This is a genomic window from Aminobacter sp. UC22_36 (assembly GCF_044056035.1).
In the GTDB taxonomy this organism is placed as follows: Bacteria; Pseudomonadota; Alphaproteobacteria; order Rhizobiales; family Rhizobiaceae; genus Aminobacter.
On sequence record NZ_CP171996.1, the window covers coordinates 4841462 to 4867844 of the forward strand.

Sequence of the window (26383 nt, forward strand, 5' to 3'; positions counted from 1 at the left end):
GGCGATCAGGGCTGAGCCCCTTTGGCTCAGCCGGTAATGTCGAAGCCCGCAGGGACGCCGGTCGCATCGGCCGGTTCCGGCACGACGCTCCTGACGTCAGCGCCTGGCGGGCCCTGCCAGAAAGCTTCCAGCATCGATGCGACCGCTTCGTCCGGGCCCGATATCAGGGCGGTGACGGAACCGTCGCGCTCATTGCGGACCCAGCCGCGCAGGCCGAGGCGGCGTGCCTCGCGTTGCGTCCAGACGCGAAAGCTGACGCCCTGGACATGGCCGGCGATGTGGAGGCGGACGGCTTTCTGGTCGATTGGCATCAGCTATCTCCAGATTCGGTCGGGGCAAGCGCTGCTCCTCATCCGCCTGCCGGCACCTTCTCCTCGCAAACGGGGAGAAGGAAACCTTCATCGCCTGGTCACCCGCATCGGCAGGCCGCCCTGCGGCTGGGTGGTCAGCTTCTGCACCGGCCACGGCTTGGTTTCCGCAGTCGTATCGAAGCGGAAACGCGAAAGCAGGATGGCAAGGGCGATGATCGCCTCCTGCATGGCGAAGCTCATGCCGATGCAGACGCGCGGGCCAGCGCCAAACGGCAAATACTGGTAGCGGTCGATCCTGTCGCGGTTCTCGGGATGGAAACGCTCGGGCATGAAGGCGTTGGGGCGGTCCCACAGCTTGCGGTGGCGGTGTACCGTCCAGGGCATGACCAGCACCTGCGCCTTGCGCGGGATCCTGAAGCCTTTGTATTCGTCTTCAACGATCGGCTCGCGGTTGATCGAGGGTGCCGGCGGATAAAGTCTGAGCGCTTCTTCGAAGACGGCGCGAGTGTAAGGCATGGCATCGAGCCATTTGACCGGGTCGGGCTCGCGCGACAGCACCGCATCGATCTCCTGTTCGACCCTGTCGCGCTCCCAGGTCGCCTCCGCGAGGCAGTAGATGGTCCAGCCGAGTGCCCGCGCCGTGGTCTCGTGGCCGGCGCCGATGAAGGTGATGATGTTGTCTTCGATTTCCTGGCGGGAGAGCCCGTCCGGCCCCTCGGCACGCAGCAGCAGCGTCAAGAAGTCCTCAGGCGCGCCGTCGGGATTGCGGGCCAGTTTTTCGCTGCGCATCGCCACCGTATCGGTGACGATCTTGCGGAAATAGGCCATGGTCTTGCGACCGCGCAGCCGGGTGAGGCGCGGCAGCCACTCCGGCGCGCGCAACAGGTCGAGCGGGTCGACGCGGCCCATGGTTTCGAACAGCCGGTCGATCTCGTGGGCGAAACTGCCGGCTTCGCCTGCGATTTCGCCCGAAAACAGCGTTTCAGCCAAAATTTCGTAGGTCAAAATGGTCATGTCGTGGGCGACATCGACCGAGCCAGTTACGTCTTCGTAGCGTTTGACGAAGTCGAGCGTGCGGGCCAGCATCGGCTGGGCAAAGCCGAAGATGTGGCGCGGGGTGAAGACCGGCGCCATCGCCTTGCGCGAGCGCCTCCAGACATCGCCTTCGGCGGTCAAAAGCCCGTCGCGCAGGATCGGCCTGAGGATCATCTGGCGAACGGTCGCCATCTTGTAGTTTTTGGCGTTGTCGACCAGCACGTGGCGGATGAGGCCGGGATCGTTGGCAATGACCAGTGGGCCGCCAACGCCATTCACCAAAATCCACGGTTCGTTGTAGGACGGCTCGCCCCACAGCTCGAGCGGGTTGCGGTAGACGATCCGCATCATCTCCAGCGTCGAGGGTGGCTTGGTGCGCGGTATCGGTGCTGGAGGAACGAAAGGTTCCGGCCTGGTGTCCATCAGATGTGCCTCATCGGCTGAATGTAGGCGTGGCGAAGCCATGCGTCCATGCGGCGGAGGCGCATGGTGACCCAGATGTGACCTACAGCGCGCGCGTCCCACAGGATGCGCAAAGGGTGCTGTAACTCTTTGAACGAGGCATGAGCCGTCCCGCAAAACGGAAACGATTTTCGGGGCCATGCATTAGTCACCAAAAGGTGCCTTCTTGCCATTGGAGGGTCCCGGCGACTATTTGCTGACAGTCACTATTGGATACCTGCCACCAAGGACTGAAATCTTGAAACACCAGCTCAATATCGTCGTGGCCAGCACCCGCCCCGGCCGCGTCGGACCCGTTTTTGCCCGCTGGCTCGAAGCCTATGCGCGCGAACACGGCAAATTCGAACCCGTTATCACCGACATCGACGCCTTCGGCCTGCCGATCTTCGATGAACCCAAGCACCCCAGGCTTGGCCAGTACGAAAACGAACACACCAAGCAATGGTCGGAGGCAATCAAGCCAGCCGACGCCTTCGTGTTCGTGACGCCGGAATACAACTACTTCGCCGCACCGGCGCTGGTGAACGCCATCGATTACCTCTCCCGCGAGTGGAACTACAAGCCGGCAGGTTTCCTGAGCTATGGCGGCGTTTCGGCCGGCTTGCGCGCGGTGCAGTCGGAAAAGCTGCTGCTGACCTCGGTCAAGATCATGCCTATCCCCGAGGCGATCGCGATCCCCGCCTTCACCCAGCATCTCCAAGAGAATGGCGAGTTCAAGTCGAACGCGCTGATCGACGACAGCGCCAAGACGATGCTCAACGAGCTGTTCCGCTGGAGCGAAGCACTGAAGCCGCTGCGGGCTGGCTGAGCCGCCCGAAACCAAAGCGATCCGCCGTCAAAAACCGCGGATCGCCGCCCTGCCGCCAGGGCTCGTGACGCCGTCGCCCGTCCCCAGCCAAAAGCCCCGTAAAACTTGGAAAAACCACACTTAACGCCTATATCTTGGGTACCAACGGGCGTGCGATTCGGGGCCGATTTTGCCGCGTCCTCCTGCGGCAGTCAGACGAAAGTTTTTCATGAGCGACCAGTCCGAGAACCTTCCCGGCGCAGAAGCCGAGTACGGCGCAGATTCCATCAAGGTTTTGAAGGGGTTGGACGCTGTCCGCAAGCGCCCTGGCATGTATATCGGCGACACCGACGATGGTTCGGGCCTGCACCACATGGTCTACGAGGTCGTCGACAACGCCATCGACGAGGCGCTGGCCGGCCACGCGACGCTGGTGACGGTGTCGCTCAACCCCGATGGTTCGGTGACCGTGACCGACAACGGCCGCGGCATTCCGACCGATATGCACGAAGAGGGCGTGTCGGCGGCCGAGGTCATCATGACGCAGCTGCATGCCGGCGGTAAGTTCGACCAGAATTCCTACAAGGTTTCGGGCGGCCTGCACGGCGTCGGCGTCTCCGTCGTCAACGCGCTGTCGGTGTTCCTCAAGCTGAAAATCCGCCGCAAGGGCAAGATCTTCGAGATGAGCTTCACCCATGGCGTGGCCGACGCGCCACTGCGCGAAACCGGCGATGCGGGCAACGAGACCGGCACCGAAGTCACCTTCATGCCGTCGAGCGAAACCTTCACCATGATCGAGTTCGACTATGGCACGCTGGAGCACCGGCTGCGCGAACTCGCCTTCCTCAATTCGGGCGTGCGCATCGTGCTTTCCGACAAGCGCCATGCCGACATCAAGAGCCAGGAACTGCTCTATGACGGCGGCCTTGTCGAGTTCGTGAAATATCTCGACCGTGCCAAGAAGCCGCTGATCAGCGCGCCGATCGCCATCCGGGCCGAACGCGACGGCATCACCGTCGAAGTGGCGATGTGGTGGAATGACAGCTACCACGAGAACGTGCTGGCCTTCACCAACAACATCCCGCAGCGCGACGGCGGCACCCATCTCGCCGGTTTCCGCGGCGCGCTGACGCGCCAGGTGACCGGCTATGCCGAAACCTCCGGCATCGCCAAGAAGGAAAAGGTCTCGATCACCGGCGACGACAGCCGCGAGGGTCTGACGGCGGTGCTGTCGGTCAAGGTTCCGGATCCGAAATTCTCGTCGCAGACCAAGGACAAGCTGGTTTCGTCGGAAGTCCGCCCGGTGGTCGAAAGCCTGGTCAACGAGGCGCTCGGCACCTGGCTCGAGGAACACCCGGCGGAAGCCAAGACGCTGATCGCCAAGGTGGTGGAAGCCGCAGCCGCACGCGAAGCCGCACGCAAGGCGCGCGAACTGACCCGCCGCAAGGGCGTGCTCGACATCACCTCGCTGCCCGGCAAGCTCGCCGACTGCCAGGAACGCGACCCCGCCAAGTCCGAAATCTTCATCGTCGAGGGTGACTCGGCAGGTGGCTCCGCCAAAAGTGGGCGCTCGCGCCAGAACCAGGCGATCCTGCCGCTGCGCGGCAAGATCCTGAACGTCGAGCGCGCGCGCTTCGACCGCATGCTGTCATCGGAAATGATCGGCACGCTGATCACCGCACTTGGCACGTCGATCGGCAAGGACGAGTTCAACGCCGACAAGCTGCGCTATCACAAGATCATCATCATGACCGACGCCGACGTCGATGGCGCTCACATTCGTACGCTGCTGTTGACGTTCTTCTTCCGCCAGATGCCGGTGTTGATCGAGCGCGGGCACCTCTATATCGCCCAGCCGCCGCTCTACAAGGTGGCGCGTGGCAAGAGCTCGCAATACCTCAAGGACGAAAGCGCCTTCGAGGCGTATCTTGTCGACGTCGGCCTCGACGAGGCGTCGCTGACGCTGTCGTCAGGCGAAGTGCGGACCGGCCAGGATTTGCGCGCAGCGGTGACCGACGCGCTCGGCGTGCGCACGCTGATCGACGGGCTGCACACACGCTATTCGCGCTCAGTGGTCGAGCAGGCGGCAATCGCCGGTGCGCTCAACCCCGACATCTTCAACAATCTCGGCAGCGCCAAGGCAATGGCCGAAACCATCGCCCAGCGCCTCGACCTGATCTCGGAAGATATCGAGCGCGGCTGGACCGGCCATATCTCGACCGACAATGACGGCTCCGGCGGCTACGTCTTCGAACGTACGCTGCGCAGCGTCAAGGAGAGCGTCCATCTCGACATGGCGCTTATCAACTCGGCCGATGCACGCGCGCTCGACCGCTATGCCGGCCGCCTGGGCGAGCTCTATGCCCAGCCGCCGGTGCTGCGCCGCAAGGACGTCTCGGAAAACATCGCCGGACCGATGGCGCTTCTGGCCGCTGTGTTCGCGTCGGGCCGCAAGGGCCTGACGATGCAGCGCTACAAGGGTCTGGGCGAGATGAACGCCGAGCAGTTGTGGGAAACGACGCTCGATCCGAACGTGCGCACGCTGCTGCAGGTCAAGGTGCATGACGCGACCGACGCCGACGCGCTGTTCTCGCGCCTGATGGGCGACGAGGTCGAGCCGCGCCGCGACTTCATCCAGGAAAACGCGCTCAGCGTCGCCAATCTCGACGTCTAGAACCGCGCATTCAGCGCTAGCTTTATCGCCCCCTCCCCATAATCGAGGAGGGGGCGATTGTATTTTCGGGTCCTGCTCCATCGGCGCCTGCGCCTGATCGTGTGCGCGCGTTGCAATGATCAACGACTGATGTCAGCTTGCACCGGACGCCGTTTCTGAAGGGAAAACACTGGCATGCAGCGCGGTCTCGCCTCGATCACCGCAATTGTCGCCTGGGCGGCACTTGCCCTGCAACTTGGCCTGCTCATCGGCGAGATGACCGGTGGTGGCGCGTCGGTGGCCGAAGCGGTGTGGCGGTTCTTCGGTTTCTTCACCATCATCATGAACTTGATGGTGGCGGTCGTTGCCAGCGCCATGAGCCTGCGCCCTGCAAGCGCACTTGCCGCACCAAAGTCGCGACTGGTGACGGCGGCTGCGATCGTGTTCGGCGGGCTGGTCTATTCCGTGTTGCTGCGGGCGATCTGGCAGCCGACGGGCTGGCAGGCCGTCGCCGACCATGCGCTTCATGATGCGACGCCGGTGCTGTTCTTCCTGACCTGGCTGGCCTGGGAGCACGGCGGGCTGCGCTGGCGCGATGCGCTGTGGGCGGCCGCACCACCGCTTGCCTATTGCGTTTATGCCTTCGCCAGAGGTACCGCAGACGGCTGGTACGCCTACTGGTTCCTCAACCCGGAAGCGCTGAACGCAACACAGCTATCGGCCAGCATCGTGTTGCTCACAGCGGCCTTTATCATCGTTGCCATCACCTTGATCGCAATCGACCACTTGCTGGCGCGCAGGCGCAACAGCGCGGTTCGCCCCGCCGGTCAGTCGGCCTCGCGCAGCCTGTAGCCGACGCCGGTTTCGGTGGTGATGTATTGCGGCTCGTCGGGCGTCTTTTCGATCTTCTGGCGCAACTGGCGGACATAGACGCGGAGATATTGCACGTCGGCCGAACCGCCCCAGACATGCTCGAGCAGAAAGCGGTGGGTCAGAACCTTGCCGGCATGCTGCACCAGCACGCGCAGGATATCGTACTCCTTGGGCGACAGCTTCACCTCCTGACCGCCCAGCCTGACGATACGCTTGACCAGATCGACGGAGAGTTCGCCGGTCTGAAACACCGGCTTCTCGCCCTGTTCCTGGAGGCGATGGCGGAGTGCCACGCGGATACGCGCGGCCAATTCGTTCATGCCGAACGGCTTCGACACATAGTCGTCGGCGCCCAACTCCAGCGCCTTGACGATACCGGCTTCGTCGGTGCGGCTCGACAGGATGATGACGGGCGTCTGCATGCCCTCCTGCCGCCAGACGGCGAGCAGATCGTGCCCGGCCATGTCGGGCAGGCCGAGATCGAGCAGGATCAGATCAGGCCTCTCGTCCTTGACCATGACCATTGCCGGCTTGGCCGCCGGCGCCTCGGAGATGGCATAGCCCTGGGTCGAAAGGCCGACACGCAACAGCTTGCGGATGGGCGGCTCGTCATCGACGATCAGTATCTTTACCAACGTGTTGGTCATGCAATTTCGTCCAGGTTTGGTCCGTCGAGATTTGGCCGCTCGGCCGGCACCGGCATGGTGATGGTGAAGACCGCGCCGGGCCGGTCGGCCCGGTTGGAGGCAACGATGGTGCCGCCCATCGCCTCGACAAAACCACGGCAGATCGACAGGCCAAGGCCCGTACCGGCGCGGACATGGTCGCCCTTGCGGACGCGATAGAACGTATCGAAGATACGCTCCAGATCCGCCTGTGGAATACCGGGGCCTTCGTCCATGATCTGGATCACCACCGACGTCCTGTCGGCCCAGCCGCGAATGCGGATCATCGAACCTTCCGGCGCATATTTCGCGGCATTGTCGAGCAGGTTGAACAGCACCTGCTCGAACAGCACCGGGTCAAGCTTCAGCATCGGCAGGTCGGCCGGCATGTCGACTTCGGTCTTGTGCTGGGCGGTGATCTTGGCCGCGCGGCGGAGTGCTGAGCCTACGATGTCGCCAGGATAATGCAGCGCCGAATTGGGCTCCATCGCGCCCGACTCGATCTTGGTCATGTCGAGCAGGTTGGCGATGAAGCGATTGAGCCGTTCGGACTCGTCGAGCACCGTCGAGACCAGTTCCGCCCGGCCCTCCTCGGGCAACGAGACGCCGAACTCGCGCAGCGCACCGGCCGCGCCCATGATGCTGGCGAGCGGGGTCTTGAGGTCATGCGAGATCGAGGTCAGCAGTGCCGAGCGCAACCTGTCGGCCTCGACGGCAAGCTTGGCACGGTCGACATCGGCGACGAGCTGGATGCGCTCGATGGCAACCGCCGCCTGGTCGGCCAGCGCATCGAACAGCCGCTGCTGCTCGGGTGTCAGAAGCGGTCCCTGGCGGTCATTGTCGAGACCGACGACACCCACCGCCATGCGACCGGTACGCAGCGGCAGATAAAGCCGCTTGGCGCCAGGCAAGGTGTCGGCGCCGCGGCCGGCAGCGCGGTTGTGCTCCCAGGCCCATTTGGCGGCGGCAATGTCGGCATCGACGAGCGTGTCGTCGGGCGGATAACCGGCCTTGACGGCAATGGTGCCATCCTCGGGCAGGAGCAGCACGACGCGGACCTTGAGCATCGAGGCGATCTGGAAGGCCGTTGCCCACAAGACATCATCAAGCGTGCCCGTGCCGGCCAGCTTCTTGGAGAAGAGATAGAGGTCCTCTGTCAGGCGGGCGCGGTCGCGGGCAGCGGCGGCCTGGCGCTGGACGCGGCCGGTCAGGTTGGAGGCGATGACCGCGACGATGAGGAAAAACAGCAGCGCGACCACGCTTTCTGGGTCGGAGATGTCGAGCGTGTAGAGCGGCGGCAGGAAGAAGAAATTGTAGGCGGCGGCACTCATCAGCGAGGCAAACAGCGCCGGCCACAAGCCAAGCGTGACCGCTGAACTCAACACCGCCATCAGGAAGACCAGCGCGATGTTGCGGACGTCAAGGAACTGCTGCAGCGCCATGCCGACGACAAGCGCACCGACAACGTGCAGTGCTGCCGTGAGATAAGGCCAGGGATCGAAGCGCCGCCGCGGGGTGGCCGTCTTCACGCCCTGCGAGGCGAGCGCCGCGTCCTGTTCGGTGCCTGAGGTGACATGGACGCTGATGTTGCCGGCCTGGCGGATCAGGTCATGGGTGACCGAGCCCTCGAAATATTCGCGCCAGCGCGACTTGACCGGCTTGCCGACGACGATGTGGGTGAAATTGTGCGTGCCGGCATGGCGGACAATGTCTTCGGCCACAGACTGGCCGGGAATGGTGATCGCCTCGCCGCCCAGTTGCTCGGCCAGCCGCATGGTCGCGGCGAGCCGGTCCTTGTCAGCCTCGGGCAGATTGGCCGAACGCGATGTCTCGACATGGAGCGCGGCCCATGGGCAGCGCAGGCGGTCGGCCTGGCGTCGCGCATAACGGACCAGCGAAGCGCCGCGCGGGTGCTCGTCGACGGCGACAAGCACCCGGTCGCCGGCGGCCCATGGCCCCTCGATGGCGTGCGCCTGCATGTGGGTGAGCAGTTGCTCGTCGACGCGCTGGGCGGTGCGGCGCAGTGCGAGTTCGCGCAGTGCCGTCAGGTTGCCGGGCGAAAAGTAGTTCTCGATGGCCCGGCGTGCCGTGGTCGGCACATAGACCTTGCCCTCGTGCAGGCGCTTGATCAGGTCGTCGGGGGTGAGGTCGATGATCTCGACGTCGTCGGCGCGGTCGATGATCAGGTCCGGCACCGTCTCGCGTACGGTGACGCGGGTGATCTGGGCGACGATGTCGTTGAGGCTCTCGACATGCTGGATGTTGAGCGTGGTGTAGACATCGATGCCCTGGGACAGAAGCTCCTGGACGTCGAGATAACGCTTGGGATGGCGGCTGCCCGGCGCGTTGGTGTGGGCGAGCTCGTCGACAAGCGCCAGTGCGGGCCTGCGCGTGATGATGGCGTCGAGATCCATCTCGTCGAGTGTGCGGCCCTTGTAGTCGACGGCCTTGCGCGGGATGACCTCGAAGCCTTCGACGAGCGCCTGGGTTTCGCGCCGGCCATGGGTCTCGACCACGCCGATGACGACATCAGTGCCGTCGGCGAGCCGGGCTCGGCCCGACATCAGCATTTCATAGGTCTTGCCAACGCCGGGGGCAGCACCGAGGAAGATCTTCAGACGGCCGAGGCCTTCGCGTGCTGCTGCCTCAAGCAGCGCGTCCGGCGAAGGCCTGGTTTCCTTGTCCCTGATATCGTCTGGCATCTAGTCTCTTACAGTCTGAGGCGCCGGAGTTCTTGCAATGCTGGAACTCCGGCGCGACCTTGTCAGGGCGCTATCGCTGCGTCGAGCGCCAAATTCAGCTTCAGCACGTTGACGACAGGCTCGCCCATGAAGCCGAGTTCGCGCGCCTCGACATGGCTGTCGACGAGTTTGCGGATGAAGGCCTCGTCGGCACCACGCGCCTTGGCCACCCGCGCCACCTGATAGTAGGCGGCTTCGGGCGAAAGGTGTGGATCAAGGCCGCTGCCCGAGGCGGTGACCAGTTCCATCGGAACCGGCGCGCCAGGGTTGGCCTGCTTCAGCGTATCAGCTTCGGCCTTGATGCGGTCGATCAGCTTGGCACTGGTCGGCCCGAGGTTGGAGCCGCTGGAAGCGGCTGCGTTGTAGCCATCGCCGGCGGCCGAGGGACGGCCGTGGAAATAGCGCTCGCCGGTGAAGGCCTGGCCGATCAGCTCGGAGCCGATCACCGTGCCGTCCTTGACGATCAGGCTGCCATTGGCCTGGTGCGGGAACAGCGCTTGCGCGATGCCGGTCATGCCGAGCGGATAGATGAGGCCGGTGATGACGGTGAGCGCCGCGATCATGACGAGGGCAGGTCTGATTTGCTTCAACATGATGAAGGTCCTTTACACGAGGCCGATGGCATTGATCGCCATGTCGATGGACTTGATGCCGATGAAGGGCACGATGATGCCGCCAAGGCCGTAGACGAGCAGGTTGCGGCGGAGCAGCGCACCGGCACCGATGGGCCGGTATTTGACGCCTTTCAGCGACAGTGGGATGAGCGCGACGATGATCAGCGCGTTGAAGATGATCGCCGACAGGATGGCGCTCTGCGGGGTCGCAAGACCCATGACGTTGAGTGCGCCGAGCTGCGGGTAGAAGGCCAGGAACATTGCCGGGATGATGGCGAAATACTTGGCGATGTCGTTGGCGATCGAGAAGGTCGTGAGCGCGCCACGCGTCATCAGCAACTGCTTGCCGATCTCGACGATCTCGATGAGCTTGGTCGGGTCGCTGTCGAGATCGACCATGTTGCCGGCCTCACGCGCTGCGACAGTGCCGGTGTTCATGGCGACGCCGACGTCAGCCTGGGCAAGGGCCGGGGCATCGTTGGTGCCGTCGCCGCACATGGCGACCAGCTTGCCCTTGGCCTGCTCCTCGCGGATCAGGCTGAGCTTGTTCTCAGGTGTCGCCTGGGCAAGGAAGTCATCGACGCCGGCCTCGGCGGCAATGGCAGCGGCCGTCATCGGGTTGTCGCCGGTGATCATCACTGTGCGGATGCCCATGCGGCGCAGCTCGGTGAAGCGCTCCTTGATGCCGCCTTTGACGATGTCCTTGAGGTAGATAACGCCGAGCAGGCGGGCATCGCGGACAACAGCAAGCGGGGTGCCGCCGAGCTTGGCGATCTCGTCCGAGATCGCCTGGATGCCGCGAACGGCTTCAGTGTCGACACGCGCGCCCGAGGCCGAGGCGGCACTCGATTTGACGTAGTTGAGCACCGAGTCGACAGCGCCCTTGCGAATGGAGGAGCCGTCGAAGTCGACGCCGCTCATCCGGCTCTGGGCGGTGAAGGGCACGAAGTGCGCATGCAGCGACCCCATGTCGCGGGCACGGATGCCGTAGCGATCCTTGGCCAGAACGACGATCGAGCGGCCTTCCGGGGTTTCGTCGGCGAGTGAGGCGAGTTGGGCGGCGTCAGCCAGTTCCTGCTCGGTGACACCCTTGACCGGGCGGAACTCGGTCGCCTGGCGGTTGCCGAGCGTGATCGTGCCGGTCTTGTCGAGCAGCAGCGTGTCGACGTCGCCGGCGGCCTCGACGGCACGGCCTGACATGGCGAGCACGTTGAAGCGGACAAGACGGTCCATGCCGGCGATGCCGATGGCCGACAGAAGCGCGCCAATGGTTGTCGGGATCAGCGTGACGAACAGTGCGACCAGGACGATGACCGGGATGTAGCCGCCGGCATAGGTGGCGAAGCTCGGGATGGTGGCGACGGCGAGCACGAAGATCAGCGTCATGCCGGCGAGCAGGATGTTGAGCGCGATCTCGTTCGGCGTCTTCTGGCGCTCGGCGCCCTCGACCAGCGAAATCATGCGGTCGAGGAAGGTCGAGCCAGCGGCAGCGGTGATGCGGACGCGGATCCAGTCGGACAGCACCTGGGTGCCGCCGGTGACAGCCGAACGGTCGCCGCCCGACTCGCGAATGACGGGAGCGGATTCACCAGTGATAGCGGCTTCGTTGACAGAAGCGACACCTTCAATGACTTCACCATCGGAAGGGATGATGTCGCCGGCTTCGACCAGAACGATCTGGCCGACCTTCAGCGCCGTGCCCGGCACCATCTTGTAGGTGGTGCGGCTTTCGCCCTCGAGCAGCTTGGCCTGGGTTTCGGTACGCGCCTTGCGCAGCGAGTCGGCCTGGGCCTTGCCGCGGCCTTCGGCGACGGCCTCGGCGAAGTTGGCGAACAGCACGGTGAACCACAGCCACAGGATGATCTGGAACGAGAAGCCGAGGCCGTCCGCACCTGATATCAGATCCTTGACGAACAGCACCGTGGTCAGTGCCGTGACGACGGCGACGACGAACATGACCGGGTTCTTGGCCAGGCTGCGCGGGTCAAGCTTCTTGAACGCGTCGCCCATGGCGGGGAGAATGATGCGAGCGTCGAGCAGGCTCGCAGATTTGTGGGCACTCATGTGAGAGACTCCAATTCCTTGGTTTTGCGGCGCTGCGTCAGAAGGTCTGGCCAACGATCATGGCGAGGTGCTCGACGATCGGGCCGACGGCGAGCGCCGGGAAGAAGGTCAGGCCGCCAACGATCAGGATGACGCCGGCAAGCAGGCCGACGAACAGCGGACTGTCGGTCGGGAAAGTGCCGGCGGAAGCGGGAACCGTCTTCTTCGTCACCAGCGAACCGGCGATTGCGAGTGCGGGGATGATGACCAGGAAGCGGCCCATCAGCATGGCGAGACCAATTGATATGTTGTACCAGGGCGTATTGCCGGTGAGACCGCCAAAGGCCGAGCCATTGTTGGCCGCTCCCGAGGTGTAGGCGTAGAGGATCTCGGAGAAGCCGTGCGGACCTGATGTGCCGACCGAGGCGACGGCACTCGGGATCAGCACCGCAATCGCAGTGAAGCCGAGCATGGCGAGCGGCAGGCAAAGGATGGCGAGCACCGCCATCTTGATCTCCTTGGCCTCGATCTTCTTGCCGAGATATTCGGGCGTGCGCCCGACCATCAGGCCGGCGACGAAGATGGCGATGACCACGAACATCAGGATGCCGTAGAAACCTGCGCCGACACCGCCGACGATGACTTCGCCGAGTTCCATGTTGATCAGCGGGATGAGGCCGCCCAATGCGGTGAACGAGCCATGCATGGCATTGACCGCGCCGCAGGAGGCGGCGGTGGTGATGACGGCGAAGAGCGACGACAAGACGATGCCGAAGCGCACTTCCTTGCCTTCCATGTTGCCGCCGTCGATGCCGAGCGCATGGACGATCGGGTTGCCGGCAGCCTCGGCCCAGTAGGTGACAGCGACGCCGGCGACAAACAGGATGCCCATGGTGGCGAGGATCGCCCAGCCCTGGCGCTGGTTGCCGACCATGCGGCCGAAGACGTTGGTGAGTGCTGCGCCGAGTGCGAAGATCGAGACCATCTGGATGAAATTGGCGATGGCATCGGGGTTTTCGAACGGGTGCGCCGAGTTGGCGTTGAAGAAGCCGCCGCCATTGGTGCCGAGCATCTTGATGGCCAGCTGCGAGGCGACGGGGCCAACCGCGATGGTCTGCTGGGCGCCCTCGACGGTGGTCGCGGCCACGTAGGAGCCGATCGTCTGCGGCACGCCAAGCCAGACATAGGCGAGCGTCAGCACGACGCACAGCGGCAGCAGAACGTAAAGCGTGGAGCGGGTCAGGTCGACCCAGAAATTGCCGATCGACTTGCCCGAGGCGCGGGCGAAGCCGCGGATCAGCGCCATGCCGACGGCAATGCCGGTGGCGGCAGAAACGAAGTTCTGCACCGTCAGGCCAGCCATCTGCACGAGATAGGACATCGTGCTTTCGCCGCCGTAGTTCTGCCAGTTGGTGTTGGTGACAAAGCTGACGGCGGTGTTGAAGGAAAGCTCTGGCGGCACGGCAGCCATGGCGGCCGGGTTGAAGGGCAGCGAGCCCTGGAACCGCTGCATCATGTAGAGCAGCAGGAAGCCGGCGATGTTGAACGACAGCATGGCGGCGGCATAGCCGGTCCAATGCTGGTCCTCGCGTTCACTGGTGCCGGCAAGCCGGTAGAGCACGCGCTCGACGTGGCCGAGCACGGGCGACAAAAGCGTGCGCTCGCCATTGAAGACGCGGGTCATGTAGCCGCCGAGCGGCTTCACGAGCAGAATGATGATCGCGCAGAATGCGGCGATCTGTATCCAGCCATTGATGGTCATTTGAGAAACTTTCCGTGCGAGCGCTGGACGGTCAGAACCGTTCGGGGCGGATGAGCGCGTAGGTCAGATAGGCGAGCAGGAACACGGTCACTGCGCCGCCGAGTATGTATTCGAGCAACATTTGGCGTTCCTTCAGAGGATGTCGCAGGCTTTGACGTAGGCAAAACACAAGGCGAAGAAGACGATGCCTATGGCGAGAACGAAGATGTCCATCTTCGAAAGCTCCTGTTCCGTTGAGACCTTGCACCGAGGGCACAAAGACCATGGCCACGCGCCAAACGACGGCGTCAGCATTGCTGACGACGTTGGCCGGGTCTGGATTTCGAAACGGAATATGGCCCCGGACCACATTAAGGTTCGAGACAGCGGGGCAGGGAAAGAAATAGGAATTGCATAAAGAAAACGGCCCTCAGGCGGATGCCTGAGGGCCGTTTGTCGTGCGAGCTTGGACTGCCGCGTCAGAGACGCGGCAAGCGGATCAGGCCAGGCCTTCGGCGCGCAGAGCCTTCTGCACGGCCGGGCGGGCGGCCACGGTACCGAGATAGCGCTGGATGTTGGCGAAGGAGCTGAGGTCGATGCCGACATGCTTGGCCCAGCCGAGGATCGTCCAGAGATAGGCGTCGGCCGCAGTGAAGGCGTCGCCCATCAGGTAGGCGCGGCCGTCGAGCTTGCCGTCGACATAGGCAAGGCGCCTGGCGAGCAGCTCGCGGTTGATCTCCTTGGTCGCCTCGGGCGTGTTCGGCTTGAAGAACGCACCGAAGACCTTGTGCAGTTCGGTGGCGACGAAGGCCAGCCACTGCTGGACACGGTAGCGTGCCATGTCGCCGGGCTTGGGCATCAGGCCGCTCTCGGGCTTCTGGTCGGCGAGGTACTGGACCAGGACCGAGGATTCGGTCATCAGCTCGCCATCGCCGAGGACAAGAGCCGGCACGTAGCCGTTGGGATTGGTGGCGAGGAAGTCCTGCTGGGTTTCGGTGGTCTTGGTCTTGCCGTCGACCCTGACGAGCTCGAGGTCGATACCGACTTCATTGGCAATGATATGCGGGGCCAGCGAACAGGCGCCGGGCATGTAGAAAAGCTTCATTTCGCGGGAGACTCCGAATGTTGATGCCTCCCCCTCGCACGCGCGGGTGGAGCGGCCAAGCACCCATCCGGTGAACACTCTGTTGCCGATGCCGGACGGCGGTGGCTCAAACGGTGACCGTCTTCAGCTTCTCGGCGATGAGGTTTGCCAACCGTTCGGCGACCTCTTCCTTGGAAAGATCGGGCCATTCATCGACGCCGCTTTTGCTGACGATGCGGACGCGGTTGCGGTCGCCGCCCATGACGCCGCCATCGTGACTGACATCGTTGGCAACGATGAAATCGGCACCTTTCTTGGCCAGCTTGGCCTGGGCGTTCTTGAGCACGTCCTGGGTCTCGGCGGCAAAACCGACGACCAGCCAGGGCCGCTGTTTGTGGTGGCCGATGCCGGCGAGGATATCGGGGTTTTCGACCATCTGCAGCGCGGGCGGCCCCTCGCCCGCCACTTTCTTGATCTTCTCGCCGGCGGCATTGTCGGTGCGCCAGTCGGCGACGGCGGCGACGAAGACCGCCGCATCGGCGGGCAGCAGCTGCTCGACCGCATCGCGCATTTCACGCGCGCTTTCGACATGGACGGTCTTCACGTCAGCGGGGTCGGCAATGGTGACCGGGCCGGAGACGAGGCGGACATCCGCGCCAAGTTTGGCAAGGGCTGCGGCAATGGCATGGCCCTGCTTGCCCGACGAGCGGTTGGCGATATAGCGCACCGGGTCGATGGGTTCGTGCGTCGGGCCTGAGGTGACGATGATCTTCTTGCCCGACAGCGGCTTGGGTCTGGCATCGAGCAGTGCTTCGATGGCTGCAACGATCTCCAGCGGTTCGGCCATGCGGCCTTCGCCCGCCTCGCCGCTCTCAGCCATCTCGCCGCTCTTTGGGCCAACGAAATGGCTGCCGTCCCTTTCCAGCGTCGCGCGGTTGCGGCGGGTTGCCGGATGCGACCACATCTTGGGGTTCATTGCAGGCGCCAGCAGCACCTTCTTGTCGGTGGCAAGCAGCACCGTCGAAGCGAGATCATTGGCGTGGCCGTTGGCGAGCTTGGCCATCAGGTCGGCGGTGGCAGGGGCAACGACCAGGAGATCGGCTTCCCGTGACAGCCTGATGTGGCCGATGTCGTGCTCGTCCTGACGGTCGAAGAGATCGGAGAAAACATGATCGGCGGTCAGCGCGCCGACCGACAGCGGCGTGACAAACTCCTGCGCAGCCGACGTCATGACCGCCCGCACCGACGCGCCGCGTTCGCGCAGGCGCCGGATCAGGTCGAGCGACTTGTAGGCCGCGATGCCGCCGCCGATGATGAGCAGGATGCGCTTGCCGGAAAGGATCATGCCAGGTCCGCCGTCTCGTCAGGCCGGCTTGAGCGCCGGCTCGATGTCGGTATGGAATAAGCGATGAAAGTCCGGCTTTCAATGACAGCTGGCAATACTGTCATTGATATCGTGTCAGACAATCTGCCAGGCGAGGAACACCAGCGTCGCCGCAATGACCCAGAGGGCGACACGGCCGGAGCGGTTATAGCGCGCCTCGGCCTTTCCGATGGCCTTGGCGGTCTCGGCATCGAAGCGCAGGCCGTTTTCGGCCATGGCGTCGATCTGGCGCGACAGGCGTTCGGTGCGGGCGGCGAAATCCGGGGCTTGGCGGACAAGCGACATCAGCGCGCCAAACCCGTCGCGGGCGTCGATGAGCAGGCCTTGCGGGCCAAGATTGCCCGCGATCCAGTGGCCGACCACCGGCTCGGCGGTCTTCCACATGTTGAAGGCCGGATCGAGCGTGCGAGCAACGCCCTCGACCACGACCATTGTCTTTTGCAGCAGCACCAGTTCGGGCCGTGTCTCCATATCGAACAGTTCGGTGACCTCGAACAGCAAAGTCAGAAGCTTGGCCATCGAGATTGTCTCGGCTGGTTGGCCGTGGATCGGCTCGCCGATGGCGCGGATCGCCTGGGCGAAGGCCGCGACATTGTGATGACGCGGCACGTAGCCAGCCTCGAAATGCACTTCGGCGACACGCATGTAGTTGCGGGTGATGAAGCCGTAGAGGATCTCGGCGAGGAAGCGCTGCTCCTTCTTGCCGAGGCGACCGGAAATACCAAGATCGACGGCAACGATGTCGCCCTTGGCGTCGACGAACATGTTGCCGGGGTGCATGTCGGCATGGAAGAAGCCGTCGCGCAGCGTATGCCGCAGGAACGACTGAACCAGCGTCGCGGCAATCGCCTTGAGATCGTAGCCGCCGGCGCGAAGTCCTTCGATGTCGTTGAGCTTGACGCCGTCGATCCACTCCATGGTGAGCACGTCGCGGCCGGTGCGCTCCCAGTCGACTGTCGGCACGCGAAAACCGGGATCATCCTTGGTATTCTCGCCAAGCTCGGAATAGGCAGCCGCCTCGAGGCGAAAATCCATCTCGATCTTGGTGGTCTGGGCCATCGTCTCGGTGATCTCGACCGGGCGCAGCCGGCGGCTCGACGGGACGAAACGCTCCTGCAGCCGGGCGGCGAGGAAGTAGCTTTCGAGATCCTGGAAGAAGCGGCGGCGCACGCCGGGGCGGATGACCTTGACGGCGACCTTGCGCGGCCCATCAGGCGTGTCGACCTCGGCCGGATGGACCTGGGCGATCGAGGCAGCGGCGATCGGCGCATCGATGTTGAGATAGAGATCGGAAACCTTGCGGCCGAGCGAACCTTCGATGGCCTCGACAGCTTCCGACATCGGGAAGGTCGCCATGCTGTCCTGGAGCAATGCCAGGTCGAGCGCGATGTCGTCGCCAACGACGTCGGGACGCGTTGCCAGGAACTGGCCAAGCTTGACGTAAGAGGGGCCGAGGCGCGCCACTGCATTGGCCAAGCGATCGCTGCGCACGCTTTTGCGGGCGCGGCGGCGGGTGAACAGCTTGGCGACACGCCAGCCGAATTTCGGCATGCCGGTCAGCTGATCGCCCGGCAAGGCCGCGACCACACCCTCGCGCACCAGGACCCAGCCCGCGCGCGCGAGCCGGAAAGACGCCCCGAGACTGCTCATCGCGCGCCGTCCGTCAAAGCTTCCAGCCCGAGTGAAGGGCCGCGATGCCGCCAGTGTAATTGCGGAAGGTGACGCGGTCGAAGCCGGCGCGCGTGATCATCGCGGCAAAGTTCTGCTGGTTGGGGAACTTGCGGATCGATTCGACGAGATAGGCATAAGGCTCGCCGTCGCCTGTCACAGCCTGGCCGATGCGCGGGATGGCGTTGAACGACCAGGCTTCGTAGACGCGGTCGAGCAGCGGCATGTCGACCTCGGAGAATTCGAGGCAAAGCAGGCGCCCGCCCGGCTTCAGCACGCGGTAGGCTTCCGACAGCGCCACGTCGATGCGCGGCACGTTACGGATGCCGAAGGCGATCGTATAGGCGTCGAAGGTCTCGTCGGCGAAGGGCAGTTCCTCGGCATTGGCCTCGACGAAGTCGGTCTTGTCGGCAAGGCCGCGCTTTTCAGCCCGCTCACGGCCGACGCCAAGCATCGAGCCGTTGATGTCGAGCACGGTGGCATGCGCGTTGCCATGCGAGGCATCGATGATGCGGAAAGCAACGTCGCCGGTGCCGCCGGCAACATCGAGCACCTTCCAGCCCGGACGCTTCGGCGGATTGAGCCAGGCAACCATGGCGTCTTTCCACACACGGTGCAGCCCGCCCGACATCAGGTCGTTCATCATGTCGTAGCGATTGGCAACCTTGTGGAAGACCTCATTGACGAGGCCCTGCTTGTCGCCCGCGCCGACATTGCGGAAACCGTATGAAGTTTCCATGCCGCCGACAGCTGTCGTCCGTTGTTCTGACATTTTGTTGTCCAATCAAATCCGGCGGGACCATAGCCGATCACACCAGCGGGCGCTATTGTTTGAGGCGCGGTTTTAGGCCGCGCCCGCGCCGACAAGACAAGGAACAACGAATGCCTTTGAAAGCCGAGCTGCACTGCCACATAGAAGGCGCGGCGGCACCCGAACTCGTCATCCGTCAGGCGCAGAAATACGGCAAGGACGTCTCACCCTTCATCCAGAACGGCTCCTTCGTGTGGAACGATTTCACCTCGTTCCTTGCAGCCTACGACTTCGCCGCCGACCTTTTCCGCACCGAAGAGGACTATGCCCGGCTGTCCGAACACTATCTGACCAGCCTCGCCCGCGACGGCGCCATCTATTCCGAGGTGTTCACCTCTCCCGATCATGCCATCAAGGCCGGACTGTCGCCCAAGGCCTACACCGACGCGCTCGGCGAAGGCATGGAGCGAGCCAAGGCCAAGACCGGCATCGAAGGCCGCATGATCGTCACCGGCGTGCGCCATGTCGGCGTCGAATCAATCGAGGCGGCGGCGCGCTTCGCCGCCAAGTGCAATCATCCGCTGGTGACCGGCTTCGGCGTTGCCGGCGACGAGCGCATGGGCGAGTTCGAGGATTATGTGCGCGCCTTCGAGATCGCCCGCGAGGCCGGGCTCGGCATCACCATCCATGCCGGCGAGCTGATGGGCTGGGAGAGCGTGGCGCTGGCGCTCGACCACATCAAGCCGTCGCGTATCGGCCATGGCGTGCGTGCCATCGAAAACCCCGACCTGGTCAAGCGCATCGCCGACGAGGGCGTGGTGCTCGAGATCTGCCCGGGGTCGAACATCGCACTGAAGGTATTCGACAGCTTTGCCGACCACCCGTTCGCGAAATTGCGCGACGCCGGCTGCAAGGTGACGCTGAACTCGGACGATCCGCCCTATTTCTGGACGACGCTGAAGCGCGAATACGACATTGCGTCGGAGCATTTCGGCATGGACGACAAGGCACTGCTGGCAACGACGCGGACGGCGATCGAGGCCGCTTTCGTCGACAAGAAGACCAAAGCTGCCCTGCTTGCCCGTCTCGACGGCCATAAACGCTGAAATTGGCCGACAAAACTGTGGTTCAAGGCCGGCGCGACATTGGTCGACGGCGCGCCAGCCGATAGTATGGCCTGAATTATCCGAGTTCCAGGAGCGTAAGCCATGACCGTGACCGTCGTCGACCATCCGCTTGTGCAGCACAAGCTGACCATCATGCGCGACAAGGAAACCTCGACGGCCGGCTTCCGCCGCCTGCTGCGCGAGATCTCGCTTTTGCTCGGCTATGAGGTGACCCGCGACCTCGAACTGACCACCAAGATGATCGAAACGCCGATCGAGACGATGGAAGCGCCGACGCTGGAAGGCAAGAAGCTGGTGTTTGCTTCGGTGCTGCGCGCCGGCAACGGCCTGCTGGAAGGCCTGCTCGACCTGGTGCCGGCGGCACGCGTCGCCCATGTCGGGCTCTATCGCGACCACGAGACGCTGGAAGCGGTCGAGTATTTCTTCAAGGCGCCGAGCGACCTCGGCGACCGTCTGGTGATCGTCGTCGACCCGATGCTGGCAACCGCCAATTCGGCTATCGCCGCCATCGACAAGCTGAAGGGCCGTGGCGCCACCAATCTGCGCTTTCTCTGCCTTTTGGCTTCGCCCGAAGGCATCGAGCGCTTCACCAAGGCACATCCCGACGTGCCGGTGTTTACCGCCTCGATCGACCGCGAGCTCAACGAGAAGGGCTACATCATCCCGGGCCTCGGCGACGCCGGCGACCGCATGTACGGCACCAAATAGGCCTTAACCCACGGTTTACCGCCTTTGACATTGGGATGGCCGCGTTAAAGCCGCGATCACCTTGTCTGGCCTAGGGTGACGCCTCAATTCAGGGCGTCACATGCTGCGTAAACTCATCATATTCGGCGTCTGCGCCGGTGCATCCGCGTCGGTGCCGATGCTTTGGGACAAGGACGGCGAAAAGTTCAAGGCACTGGTGCAGATGGCGACTGGCGACACAGTGCCCGCACCCCGGCCGATCGAGGTCAGCGCCGCCACTGCCTCCACCGCGGGTCGACGCGTGACAATCGACGCCGACATGCGCGGCCACTTCACAGCAAGCTTCAAGATCAACGGCCGCTCGGTCGACGCCCTGGTCGACACGGGTGCGACACTCGTGGCGATCAACATCTCGACCGCGCGGCGGGCAGGCATAAAGGTTGCGGCCGCTGACTTCACGCAGCAGGTCAACACCGCCAACGGTCCCGCGCGCGCAGCACTTGCCCGCATCGACAGGCTGCAGATCGGCCGGATCAGCGTCGACGACGTGCCAGTGGTGGTGCTCGAAGACAAGGCGCTCGACGGCACGCTGATCGGCATGAGCTTCCTGTCGCGGCTGAAGAAATACCAGGTCGAAAACGGCGCGCTGCTGCTGGTGCAGTAAGCGCTTGAGCTTTCATTGAAGCATGATCTTATCCGAAAACCGGTTCCCACTTTTCGGGATCATGCTTTAGCCTCTCGCATGATCCCCTGCCCTGAAGTGGCCAGGCGGCTGGCCGATGACGCGTTTGAAGGCGCGACTGAAGGCGGCTTCCGAATCGTAGCCAAGCCGGGACGCGACGACCGAAATGCGCAAGCGGTCGCGGACGAGCCATTGCCTTGCCTGATGCATCCTGACCTGGGTGACATAGCGCGCCGGCGTTTCACCGACGATGACCGCAAAGCGGTCGGCGAAACCCGAGCGCGAGGCGCCCATCATCCGGGCCAGCGCCTCGACAGTCCAGTCGCGGCTTGGCTCGAGATGGATCGCGGCCAGCACCTTGCCGATCTTGGGATCCCTGACCGCGGCGATCCAGCCACTCGAATCGCCGCAGCCGCGTTCGACCCATGAACGGATGATGATGGCGGCAAGCACATCGGCGAGGCGCGCGACGATGCCGGCGGAGCCGACGCGCTCGAGCTTGACCTCGCGCGCCATGGTCTCAAGCAGGTGCGTGATGCCAGGATCATAAGCCTCGAGCTCGGTGGTGCGCATGACGTCGGGCATCATGCCGAGCAGCGGGTGCAGACCGTCAAGGTTGAAATACATGCTGCCGCAGAACAGCAGCGTGCCCGGCTTGCAGCCCTCGGTCGACAGGCAAAAGACCTTCTCGCAGATTTGCTTGATCTCGTAGCCGTTGATCGGCGACGACTTGGCGCCTGGCTCGCTGGCCAGCGCATGGGCAACGCCGCGCGGCAAAAGCACGGCATCGCCACATCTGAGCTCCACCCATTCACCGCTGGGCTGGCGCAGCCAGCAGGCTTTCTGGCCGACGAAATAGAAACGCGCCGTGGCCTGGGCCGGGAACTCGATGTTCCACGGCTCCTTCAGTTCCCAGCGACCATACTCGACGCCTTCGAGGCGCAGGCCACGCAGAATGTCGGTCAGCGGATCGCTGGCAATGGGAAGTTTGGACGAATGGGCATTCATGGTGGGGTTTCTAGCATGGAAACGCCAATTGGCCACTCCCATCTTGCATGCATTCAATCGGAGACTTCTCATGACCGAACCCGCAACCGCAGTGTTGGACGGCGCTCTGCTCGATTCCGTGACGCCCAAGGAACGAACCGATCCGGCATGGGGAGCGGTCGTCTCCCTGGCGCTCGGCGTGTTTGGACTGGTCACCGCCGAATTCCTGCCGGCCAGCCTGCTGACGCCGCTGGCGCAGGATCTCGGCATCACCGAAGGCACGGCCGGACAGGCGGTGACGGCGACGGCAGTCGTCGGCGCGATCGCCGCCCCCACAATGTCGATCATCACCAAGCGCATCGACCGCCGGCACGTCATGCTGGGCCTGACGCTCTTGCTGATTGTCTCAAGCGTGCTTGCAGCGACCGCCTGGTCGCTGCCCTCGCTGCTGTTTGCGCGTGTCCTGCTGGGCATAGCGCTCGGCGGGTTCTGGTCGATGTCGGCAGCCCTCGCGATGCGGCTGGTGCCGAGCGACGTCTTCCCGCGCGCCATGTCGATCATCCTCACCGGCGTTTCCGTAGCCACCGTCTGCGCCGCACCGATCGGCGCCTATGTCAGCGAAATCTGGGGATGGCGCACTGCCTTCATGCTCGCCGCCGCAGTCGGGGTTGCGACGCTGATCGTCCAGTTCGCCACCCTGCCCAAGCTGCCGCCGGTGAGCGTGTCCAGCTTCCGCGGCCTGGTTGATGTGTCCAGGAACCCGATGGTCCGGGTCGTGCTGCTCGTCGTCCTGCTGACGGCGTCCGGGCATTTCGCCGGCTTCACCTATGTCAGGGCCTTCCTGGAACAGGTTCCCGTGCTCACCATCGAAAACGTCTCGCTGGTGCTGCTGGCCTTCGGCATTGGCGGCTTCTTCGGCAATTTCGCCGGCGGCTTCCTCGCCGAGCGTAGCCTCAAGGCAGCCGTCGCGCTGGCTCCGCTGCTGATTGCAATCGCCGCTGCCGCGCTGCTGCTGCAGGGTTCGTCGGCGACTGTTTCCGCAATTGCCGTTGCGGCCTGGGGCTTTGCCTTCGGCGCGGTTCCGGTCGGCGTGCAGACGTGGATGGTGCGCGCCGCTCCCGACCAGGCGGAAAGTGCCGGCGGATTGTTGGTCGCGACCTTCCAGGTGGCGATTGCGCTCGGCGCGGTTTTCGGCGGCCTGCTGGTCGACAATTCAGGCGTTGCCAGCGCCTTCGGCTACAGCGCCGTAGCGACCTTGCTCGCAGCACTTGCCGTCTTCCTGCTCGGCCCGAAGCGGCCGGCATAACCGGCTTTATCGAAGCCTTGCCGCGCGGCTGGCCTAGCCGCGCGGCAAAATGCGCCTGATGACAGCCTTGGCTGCCACGGGTTTGGCCTCACCGACACTGTAGGCGGCCTGTACCGCGGCCGCTGCGGCCTCGGCATCCGAAGCGTTGCGGGCATGAACCAGCGCCAGCGGCTCGCCCGCCCGAACTTCCGTGGCGACAGGCAGCAGCCTGGTGATGCCGACGGCATGGTCGACCTTGTCTTGCGGTCGCGTCCGCCCGCCACCAAGGGCGACGACGGCCAGGCCGATGTCGCGCGTTGCGACGCCCGTGACGAAGCCGTTACGCTTAGCCTTTACGGCAAGCTCGACATCCGCCCTGGGCAGATATTTTTCTGGTTTCGACACGAAACCCTTGGGGCCACCCAGCGCAGTGCTCATCCGGCCGAAGATCTCGGCGGCACGGCCATCGTCCAACGCGGCACGCGCCAAACGAAATGCCTGCTGGTTGGACGCAGCGATTCCTGCCGAGACCAGCATCTCGGCAGCGAGCGCCAGCGTCACCTGCTCAAGACGCGGATCGCGAAAGCGACCGGTGAGGAAATCGACCGCGTTGGTGACCTCGACGGCATTGCCGGCGGCGGAGGCCAGCGGCTCGTTCATGCCGGTGATCAGCGCTGTGGTCCTGAGCCCGGCGCCATTGGCGACTTCGACGAGGCTGGTGGCAAGGGCTGCGGCGTCGCGGGCCTTTTCCATGAAGGCGCCGTTGCCGATCTTGACGTCGAGCACCAGCGACTGGAGCCCGGCGGCGAGCTTCTTCGACAGGATCGAGGCGGTGATCAGCGGTACCGATTCGACCGTCGCGGTGACGTCGCGCACGCCGTAGAAACGCTTGTCGGCAGGGGCGAGATCTGATGTCTGGCCGATGATGGCGCAGCCGGCTTCGCGCACCGTGCGCCTGAACAGGGCAAGATCGGGCTGGCTGGCGTAGCCCGGGATCGAATCCATCTTGTCGAGCGTGCCGCCGGTATGGCCAAGGCCACGCCCCGAGATCATCGGCACATAGGCGCCGCAGGCAGCGACGATAGGGGCGAGCATCAGCGAGACATTGTCGCCGACACCGCCGGTGGAATGCTTGTCGGTGACCGGGCCAGGCAGGTCCGACCAGTCGAGCACGTCGCCGGAATCTCGCATGGCCAGCGTCAGCGCCACGGCCTCGTCGCGGCTCATGCCGTTGAAGAACACTGCCATGCCGAAAGCGGCGATCTGACCCTCGGAGACGGTATCAGTGGCGATGCCCTGGACGAAGGCTGCGATCTGGTCGGCGCTGAGCGTCTTGCCGTCGCGCTTGTGGCGGATGATTTCCTGGGGGAGCATCAGAGTGCGCCCGAAATCTGTGAAGGTTGGCACTCGATGTTGCCCCCCTCTGGCCTGCCGGCCATCTCCGCCTCGAGGGGGGAGATCAGCAGCTTTGAGGCTCGCACCCGTTCTGCAGCGTGGACGATTTGCGAAAGTCGATGTGATGGTTGATCTCCCCCCTTGAGGGGGAGATGGCCGGCAGGCCAGAGGGGGGCGCGAGAAAGCTCCATGCTCACTCCGGCCTAAACCTCACCCATTCAGCCCGCCCTTTTCGAACATCTTGCGCAGCACCGTGGCGAGGCGACCGCCGCCGATGGGCGCCATGTCCTTGGTCTCGCGATGCGACAGTTCGGCCCCGGTCATGCCAGCGGCAAGGTTGGTGATGACAGAACAGGCAAGCACCTTGAGGCCGAGGAAACGGGCGATGATCGCTTCGGGCACCGTCGACATGCCGACCGCATTGGCGCCGAACATGCGGGCCATGCGGATTTCGGCCGGGGTTTCGAAGGACGGGCCGGAAAACCACATGTAGACGCCTTTGTGCAGATCGATGCCGGCGGCATCTGCAGCAGCCTCGAACGCGCTGCGCAGGCGTGCGTCATAGGCCTCGGTCATGCCGACGAAGCGACGGTCGGTCGGCTCGCCGAACAAGGGATTGGTGCCGGCGAAATTGATGTGGTCCTCGATCAGCATGATCGAGCCGGGCAGCATCTCGGGATCGACGGAGCCGGCGGCATTGGTCAGCACCAGCTGGGTTATGCCGATGCCGGCCAGTGTTTCCAGCGCCGGACGCATCACCGATGCGTCGCCGTGCTCGTAATAGTGGGCGCGGCCGGCCATCATGATGACGGGCTGGCCACCGAAGAGGCCAGCGACAAGCTCGCCGGCATGACCGGTAACGCCGCTCCTGGGGAAGCCGGGCAAGGCGGCATAAGGAATGCGGACGGCGTTTTCGACCTCGTCGACGAGGCCACCGAGGCCGGAGCCCAGCACCATGGCGGTCGCCGGGGCGAGACCGCCGAGCTGTTCGACGAGACGATCGACGGCTTCCTTCATTTCAGGATCTCGCCTTCAAAACCGTAGGGCAGCATCTGCCCCATGGTCACCGTTTCAACAATGCCGGCATCGTCGCAGAGATACAGCTTGGTATCCGGGCTGGTGAATTCGGCAAGGCGCTGGCGGCAGCCGCCGCAGGGTGTGATGCGGGCCATGCGCTCGGCGACGACCGCGATCTCGGTGATCTTGCCACCGCCGGCCATGATGTAATGGCCAAGGGCTGTGGTCTCGGCGCACCAGCCCTCGGGATAGGAGGCGACCTCGATGTTGGCGCCTGAGAACACGCGGCCATCCTCGGTACGCAGCGCAGCGCCGACCGGGAACTTCGAATAGGGCGCGTAGGCCTTGGCCATTGCGGCGGTCGCCGCCTGGAAGAGATCGTGGGACAAAA

The 26383-nt window shown here is 64.1% G+C and carries 23 protein-coding genes; 7 read left to right on the plus strand and 16 right to left on the minus strand.

Features of this window, described 5'->3' with window-relative positions:
• Nucleotides 1–26: 26 nt before the first annotated feature.
• Both ACHMW7_RS27210 and ACHMW7_RS27215 read right to left on the minus strand, forming a co-directional pair.
• Complete coding sequence (locus tag ACHMW7_RS27210) at nucleotides 27–311, minus strand: acylphosphatase (protein WP_395448484.1); 285 nt, start codon at nucleotides 309–311, stop codon at nucleotides 27–29.
• Between the two features lie 87 nt (nucleotides 312–398).
• Nucleotides 399–1769, minus strand: a complete 1371-nt coding sequence (locus ACHMW7_RS27215; RefSeq protein WP_395448485.1) for a cytochrome P450 — start codon at nucleotides 1767–1769, stop codon at nucleotides 399–401.
• Nucleotides 1770–2046: 277 nt separating this feature from the next.
• On the opposite strand from ACHMW7_RS27215, the gene ACHMW7_RS27220 reads away from it, so the two are divergent.
• From ACHMW7_RS27220 to ACHMW7_RS27230, 3 genes are all read left to right on the plus strand, one after another.
• Nucleotides 2047–2616 (plus strand): NADPH-dependent FMN reductase, encoded by a 570-nt coding sequence (locus ACHMW7_RS27220; RefSeq protein ID WP_395448486.1) that lies wholly within the window; start codon nucleotides 2047–2049, stop codon nucleotides 2614–2616.
• Nucleotides 2617–2824: 208 nt separating this feature from the next.
• The gene (gene gyrB, locus ACHMW7_RS27225; RefSeq protein WP_395448487.1) at nucleotides 2825–5269 is read left to right on the plus strand and encodes a DNA topoisomerase (ATP-hydrolyzing) subunit B; all 2445 of its coding nucleotides are present in this window, start codon (nucleotides 2825–2827) and stop codon (nucleotides 5267–5269) included.
• A gap of 174 nt (nucleotides 5270–5443) precedes the next feature.
• Nucleotides 5444–6100: a Pr6Pr family membrane protein gene (locus tag ACHMW7_RS27230; protein ID WP_395448488.1), complete on the plus strand. Its 657-nt coding sequence runs from the start codon at nucleotides 5444–5446 to the stop codon at nucleotides 6098–6100.
• On the opposite strand, the gene ACHMW7_RS27235 is transcribed toward ACHMW7_RS27230, so the two are convergent.
• From ACHMW7_RS27235 to ubiE, 10 genes are all read right to left on the minus strand, one after another.
• Nucleotides 6076–6768: a response regulator gene (locus ACHMW7_RS27235; protein WP_395448489.1), complete on the minus strand. Its 693-nt coding sequence runs from the start codon at nucleotides 6766–6768 to the stop codon at nucleotides 6076–6078. The genes ACHMW7_RS27230 and ACHMW7_RS27235 overlap by 25 nt on opposite strands.
• Nucleotides 6765–9488, minus strand: coding sequence for a DUF4118 domain-containing protein (locus ACHMW7_RS27240; protein WP_395448490.1), 2724 nt, complete (start codon nucleotides 9486–9488; stop codon nucleotides 6765–6767). Before ACHMW7_RS27240 ends, ACHMW7_RS27235 begins: the two co-directional genes overlap by 4 nt.
• Before the next feature lie 62 nt (nucleotides 9489–9550).
• The gene (gene kdpC / locus ACHMW7_RS27245; protein WP_395448491.1) at nucleotides 9551–10120 is read right to left on the minus strand and encodes a potassium-transporting ATPase subunit KdpC; all 570 of its coding nucleotides are present in this window, start codon (nucleotides 10118–10120) and stop codon (nucleotides 9551–9553) included.
• A gap of 12 nt (nucleotides 10121–10132) precedes the next feature.
• Nucleotides 10133–12205, minus strand: a complete 2073-nt coding sequence (kdpB, locus tag ACHMW7_RS27250; protein WP_395448492.1) for a potassium-transporting ATPase subunit KdpB — start codon at nucleotides 12203–12205, stop codon at nucleotides 10133–10135.
• Nucleotides 12206–12242: 37 nt separating this feature from the next.
• Complete coding sequence (gene kdpA, locus ACHMW7_RS27255; protein WP_395448493.1) at nucleotides 12243–13946, minus strand: potassium-transporting ATPase subunit KdpA; 1704 nt, start codon at nucleotides 13944–13946, stop codon at nucleotides 12243–12245.
• A 31-nt stretch (nucleotides 13947–13977) separates the two neighbouring features.
• Nucleotides 13978–14067, minus strand: a complete 90-nt coding sequence (gene kdpF / locus ACHMW7_RS27260) for a K(+)-transporting ATPase subunit F (protein WP_067954606.1) — start codon at nucleotides 14065–14067, stop codon at nucleotides 13978–13980.
• A 357-nt stretch (nucleotides 14068–14424) separates the two neighbouring features.
• On the minus strand, nucleotides 14425–15030 hold the full coding sequence (gene gstA / locus ACHMW7_RS27265; protein ID WP_395448494.1) for a glutathione transferase GstA: 606 nt from the start codon (nucleotides 15028–15030) through the stop codon (nucleotides 14425–14427).
• A gap of 106 nt (nucleotides 15031–15136) precedes the next feature.
• Nucleotides 15137–16354, minus strand: coding sequence for a bifunctional phosphopantothenoylcysteine decarboxylase/phosphopantothenate--cysteine ligase CoaBC (coaBC, locus tag ACHMW7_RS27270; RefSeq protein WP_395448495.1), 1218 nt, complete (start codon nucleotides 16352–16354; stop codon nucleotides 15137–15139).
• A 114-nt stretch (nucleotides 16355–16468) separates the two neighbouring features.
• Nucleotides 16469–18043, minus strand: a complete 1575-nt coding sequence (gene ubiB, locus ACHMW7_RS27275; protein ID WP_395448496.1) for a 2-polyprenylphenol 6-hydroxylase — start codon at nucleotides 18041–18043, stop codon at nucleotides 16469–16471.
• 13 nt (nucleotides 18044–18056) lie between these two features.
• Nucleotides 18057–18833, minus strand: a complete 777-nt coding sequence (gene ubiE, locus ACHMW7_RS27280; protein WP_395448497.1) for a bifunctional demethylmenaquinone methyltransferase/2-methoxy-6-polyprenyl-1,4-benzoquinol methylase UbiE — start codon at nucleotides 18831–18833, stop codon at nucleotides 18057–18059.
• A 110-nt stretch (nucleotides 18834–18943) separates the two neighbouring features.
• Between ubiE and ACHMW7_RS27285 the strand changes: the two genes are divergently transcribed.
• The 3 genes from ACHMW7_RS27285 to ACHMW7_RS27295 all read left to right on the plus strand — a co-directional run bounded on the left by ACHMW7_RS27285 (nucleotide 18944) and on the right by ACHMW7_RS27295 (nucleotide 21290).
• Nucleotides 18944–19918, plus strand: coding sequence for an adenosine deaminase (locus tag ACHMW7_RS27285; protein ID WP_395448498.1), 975 nt, complete (start codon nucleotides 18944–18946; stop codon nucleotides 19916–19918).
• A gap of 102 nt (nucleotides 19919–20020) precedes the next feature.
• Entirely contained in the window at nucleotides 20021–20647 is a 627-nt protein-coding gene (gene upp, locus ACHMW7_RS27290; protein WP_109575914.1) for a uracil phosphoribosyltransferase, read from the plus strand.
• A gap of 100 nt (nucleotides 20648–20747) precedes the next feature.
• The gene (locus ACHMW7_RS27295; protein ID WP_395448499.1) at nucleotides 20748–21290 is read left to right on the plus strand and encodes a TIGR02281 family clan AA aspartic protease; all 543 of its coding nucleotides are present in this window, start codon (nucleotides 20748–20750) and stop codon (nucleotides 21288–21290) included.
• Nucleotides 21291–21356: 66 nt separating this feature from the next.
• Here the strand turns inward: ACHMW7_RS27295 and ACHMW7_RS27300 are convergent, their stop codons facing one another.
• Entirely contained in the window at nucleotides 21357–22316 is a 960-nt protein-coding gene (locus ACHMW7_RS27300) for an AraC family transcriptional regulator (protein ID WP_395448500.1), read from the minus strand.
• Nucleotides 22317–22386: 70 nt separating this feature from the next.
• On the opposite strand from ACHMW7_RS27300, the gene ACHMW7_RS27305 reads away from it, so the two are divergent.
• Nucleotides 22387–23601 (plus strand): MFS transporter, encoded by a 1215-nt coding sequence (locus ACHMW7_RS27305; RefSeq protein WP_395448501.1) that lies wholly within the window; start codon nucleotides 22387–22389, stop codon nucleotides 23599–23601.
• 33 nt (nucleotides 23602–23634) lie between these two features.
• Here the strand turns inward: ACHMW7_RS27305 and deoA are convergent, their stop codons facing one another.
• From deoA to cdd, 3 genes are all read right to left on the minus strand, one after another.
• Nucleotides 23635–24954, minus strand: coding sequence for a thymidine phosphorylase (gene deoA / locus ACHMW7_RS27310; RefSeq protein WP_395448502.1), 1320 nt, complete (start codon nucleotides 24952–24954; stop codon nucleotides 23635–23637).
• 231 nt (nucleotides 24955–25185) lie between these two features.
• Nucleotides 25186–25992: a purine-nucleoside phosphorylase gene (locus ACHMW7_RS27315; RefSeq protein WP_395448503.1), complete on the minus strand. Its 807-nt coding sequence runs from the start codon at nucleotides 25990–25992 to the stop codon at nucleotides 25186–25188.
• Nucleotides 25989–26381: a cytidine deaminase gene (cdd, locus tag ACHMW7_RS27320; protein ID WP_395448504.1), complete on the minus strand. Its 393-nt coding sequence runs from the start codon at nucleotides 26379–26381 to the stop codon at nucleotides 25989–25991. Before cdd ends, ACHMW7_RS27315 begins: the two co-directional genes overlap by 4 nt.
• Nucleotides 26382–26383: the final 2 nt, after the last annotated feature.

Bases quoted from the DNA above. Each gene is read 5' to 3' on its own strand.
- ACHMW7_RS27210 (WP_395448484.1), bottom strand. From the start codon at position 311: ATGCCAATCGACCAGAAAGCCGTCCGCCTCCACATCGCCGGCCATGTC.
- ACHMW7_RS27215 (WP_395448485.1), bottom strand. From the start codon at position 1,769: ATGGACACCAGGCCGGAACCTTTCGTTCCTCCAGCACCGATACCGCGC.
- gyrB (WP_395448487.1), top strand. From the start codon at position 2,825: ATGAGCGACCAGTCCGAGAACCTTCCCGGCGCAGAAGCCGAGTACGGC.
- ACHMW7_RS27230 (WP_395448488.1), top strand. From the start codon at position 5,444: ATGCAGCGCGGTCTCGCCTCGATCACCGCAATTGTCGCCTGGGCGGCA.
- ACHMW7_RS27235 (WP_395448489.1), bottom strand. From the start codon at position 6,768: ATGACCAACACGTTGGTAAAGATACTGATCGTCGATGACGAGCCGCCC.
- ACHMW7_RS27240 (WP_395448490.1), bottom strand. From the start codon at position 9,488: ATGCCAGACGATATCAGGGACAAGGAAACCAGGCCTTCGCCGGACGCG.
- kdpC (WP_395448491.1), bottom strand. From the start codon at position 10,120: ATGTTGAAGCAAATCAGACCTGCCCTCGTCATGATCGCGGCGCTCACC.
- kdpB (WP_395448492.1), bottom strand. From the start codon at position 12,205: ATGAGTGCCCACAAATCTGCGAGCCTGCTCGACGCTCGCATCATTCTC.
- kdpA (WP_395448493.1), bottom strand. From the start codon at position 13,946: ATGACCATCAATGGCTGGATACAGATCGCCGCATTCTGCGCGATCATC.
- kdpF (WP_067954606.1), bottom strand. From the start codon at position 14,067: ATGTTGCTCGAATACATACTCGGCGGCGCAGTGACCGTGTTCCTGCTC.
- gstA (WP_395448494.1), bottom strand. From the start codon at position 15,030: ATGAAGCTTTTCTACATGCCCGGCGCCTGTTCGCTGGCCCCGCATATC.
- coaBC (WP_395448495.1), bottom strand. From the start codon at position 16,354: ATGATCCTTTCCGGCAAGCGCATCCTGCTCATCATCGGCGGCGGCATC.
- ubiB (WP_395448496.1), bottom strand. From the start codon at position 18,043: ATGAGCAGTCTCGGGGCGTCTTTCCGGCTCGCGCGCGCGGGCTGGGTC.
- ubiE (WP_395448497.1), bottom strand. From the start codon at position 18,833: ATGTCAGAACAACGGACGACAGCTGTCGGCGGCATGGAAACTTCATAC.
- ACHMW7_RS27285 (WP_395448498.1), top strand. From the start codon at position 18,944: ATGCCTTTGAAAGCCGAGCTGCACTGCCACATAGAAGGCGCGGCGGCA.
- upp (WP_109575914.1), top strand. From the start codon at position 20,021: ATGACCGTGACCGTCGTCGACCATCCGCTTGTGCAGCACAAGCTGACC.
- ACHMW7_RS27295 (WP_395448499.1), top strand. From the start codon at position 20,748: ATGCTGCGTAAACTCATCATATTCGGCGTCTGCGCCGGTGCATCCGCG.
- ACHMW7_RS27300 (WP_395448500.1), bottom strand. From the start codon at position 22,316: ATGAATGCCCATTCGTCCAAACTTCCCATTGCCAGCGATCCGCTGACC.
- ACHMW7_RS27305 (WP_395448501.1), top strand. From the start codon at position 22,387: ATGACCGAACCCGCAACCGCAGTGTTGGACGGCGCTCTGCTCGATTCC.
- deoA (WP_395448502.1), bottom strand. From the start codon at position 24,954: ATGCTCCCCCAGGAAATCATCCGCCACAAGCGCGACGGCAAGACGCTC.
- ACHMW7_RS27315 (WP_395448503.1), bottom strand. From the start codon at position 25,992: ATGAAGGAAGCCGTCGATCGTCTCGTCGAACAGCTCGGCGGTCTCGCC.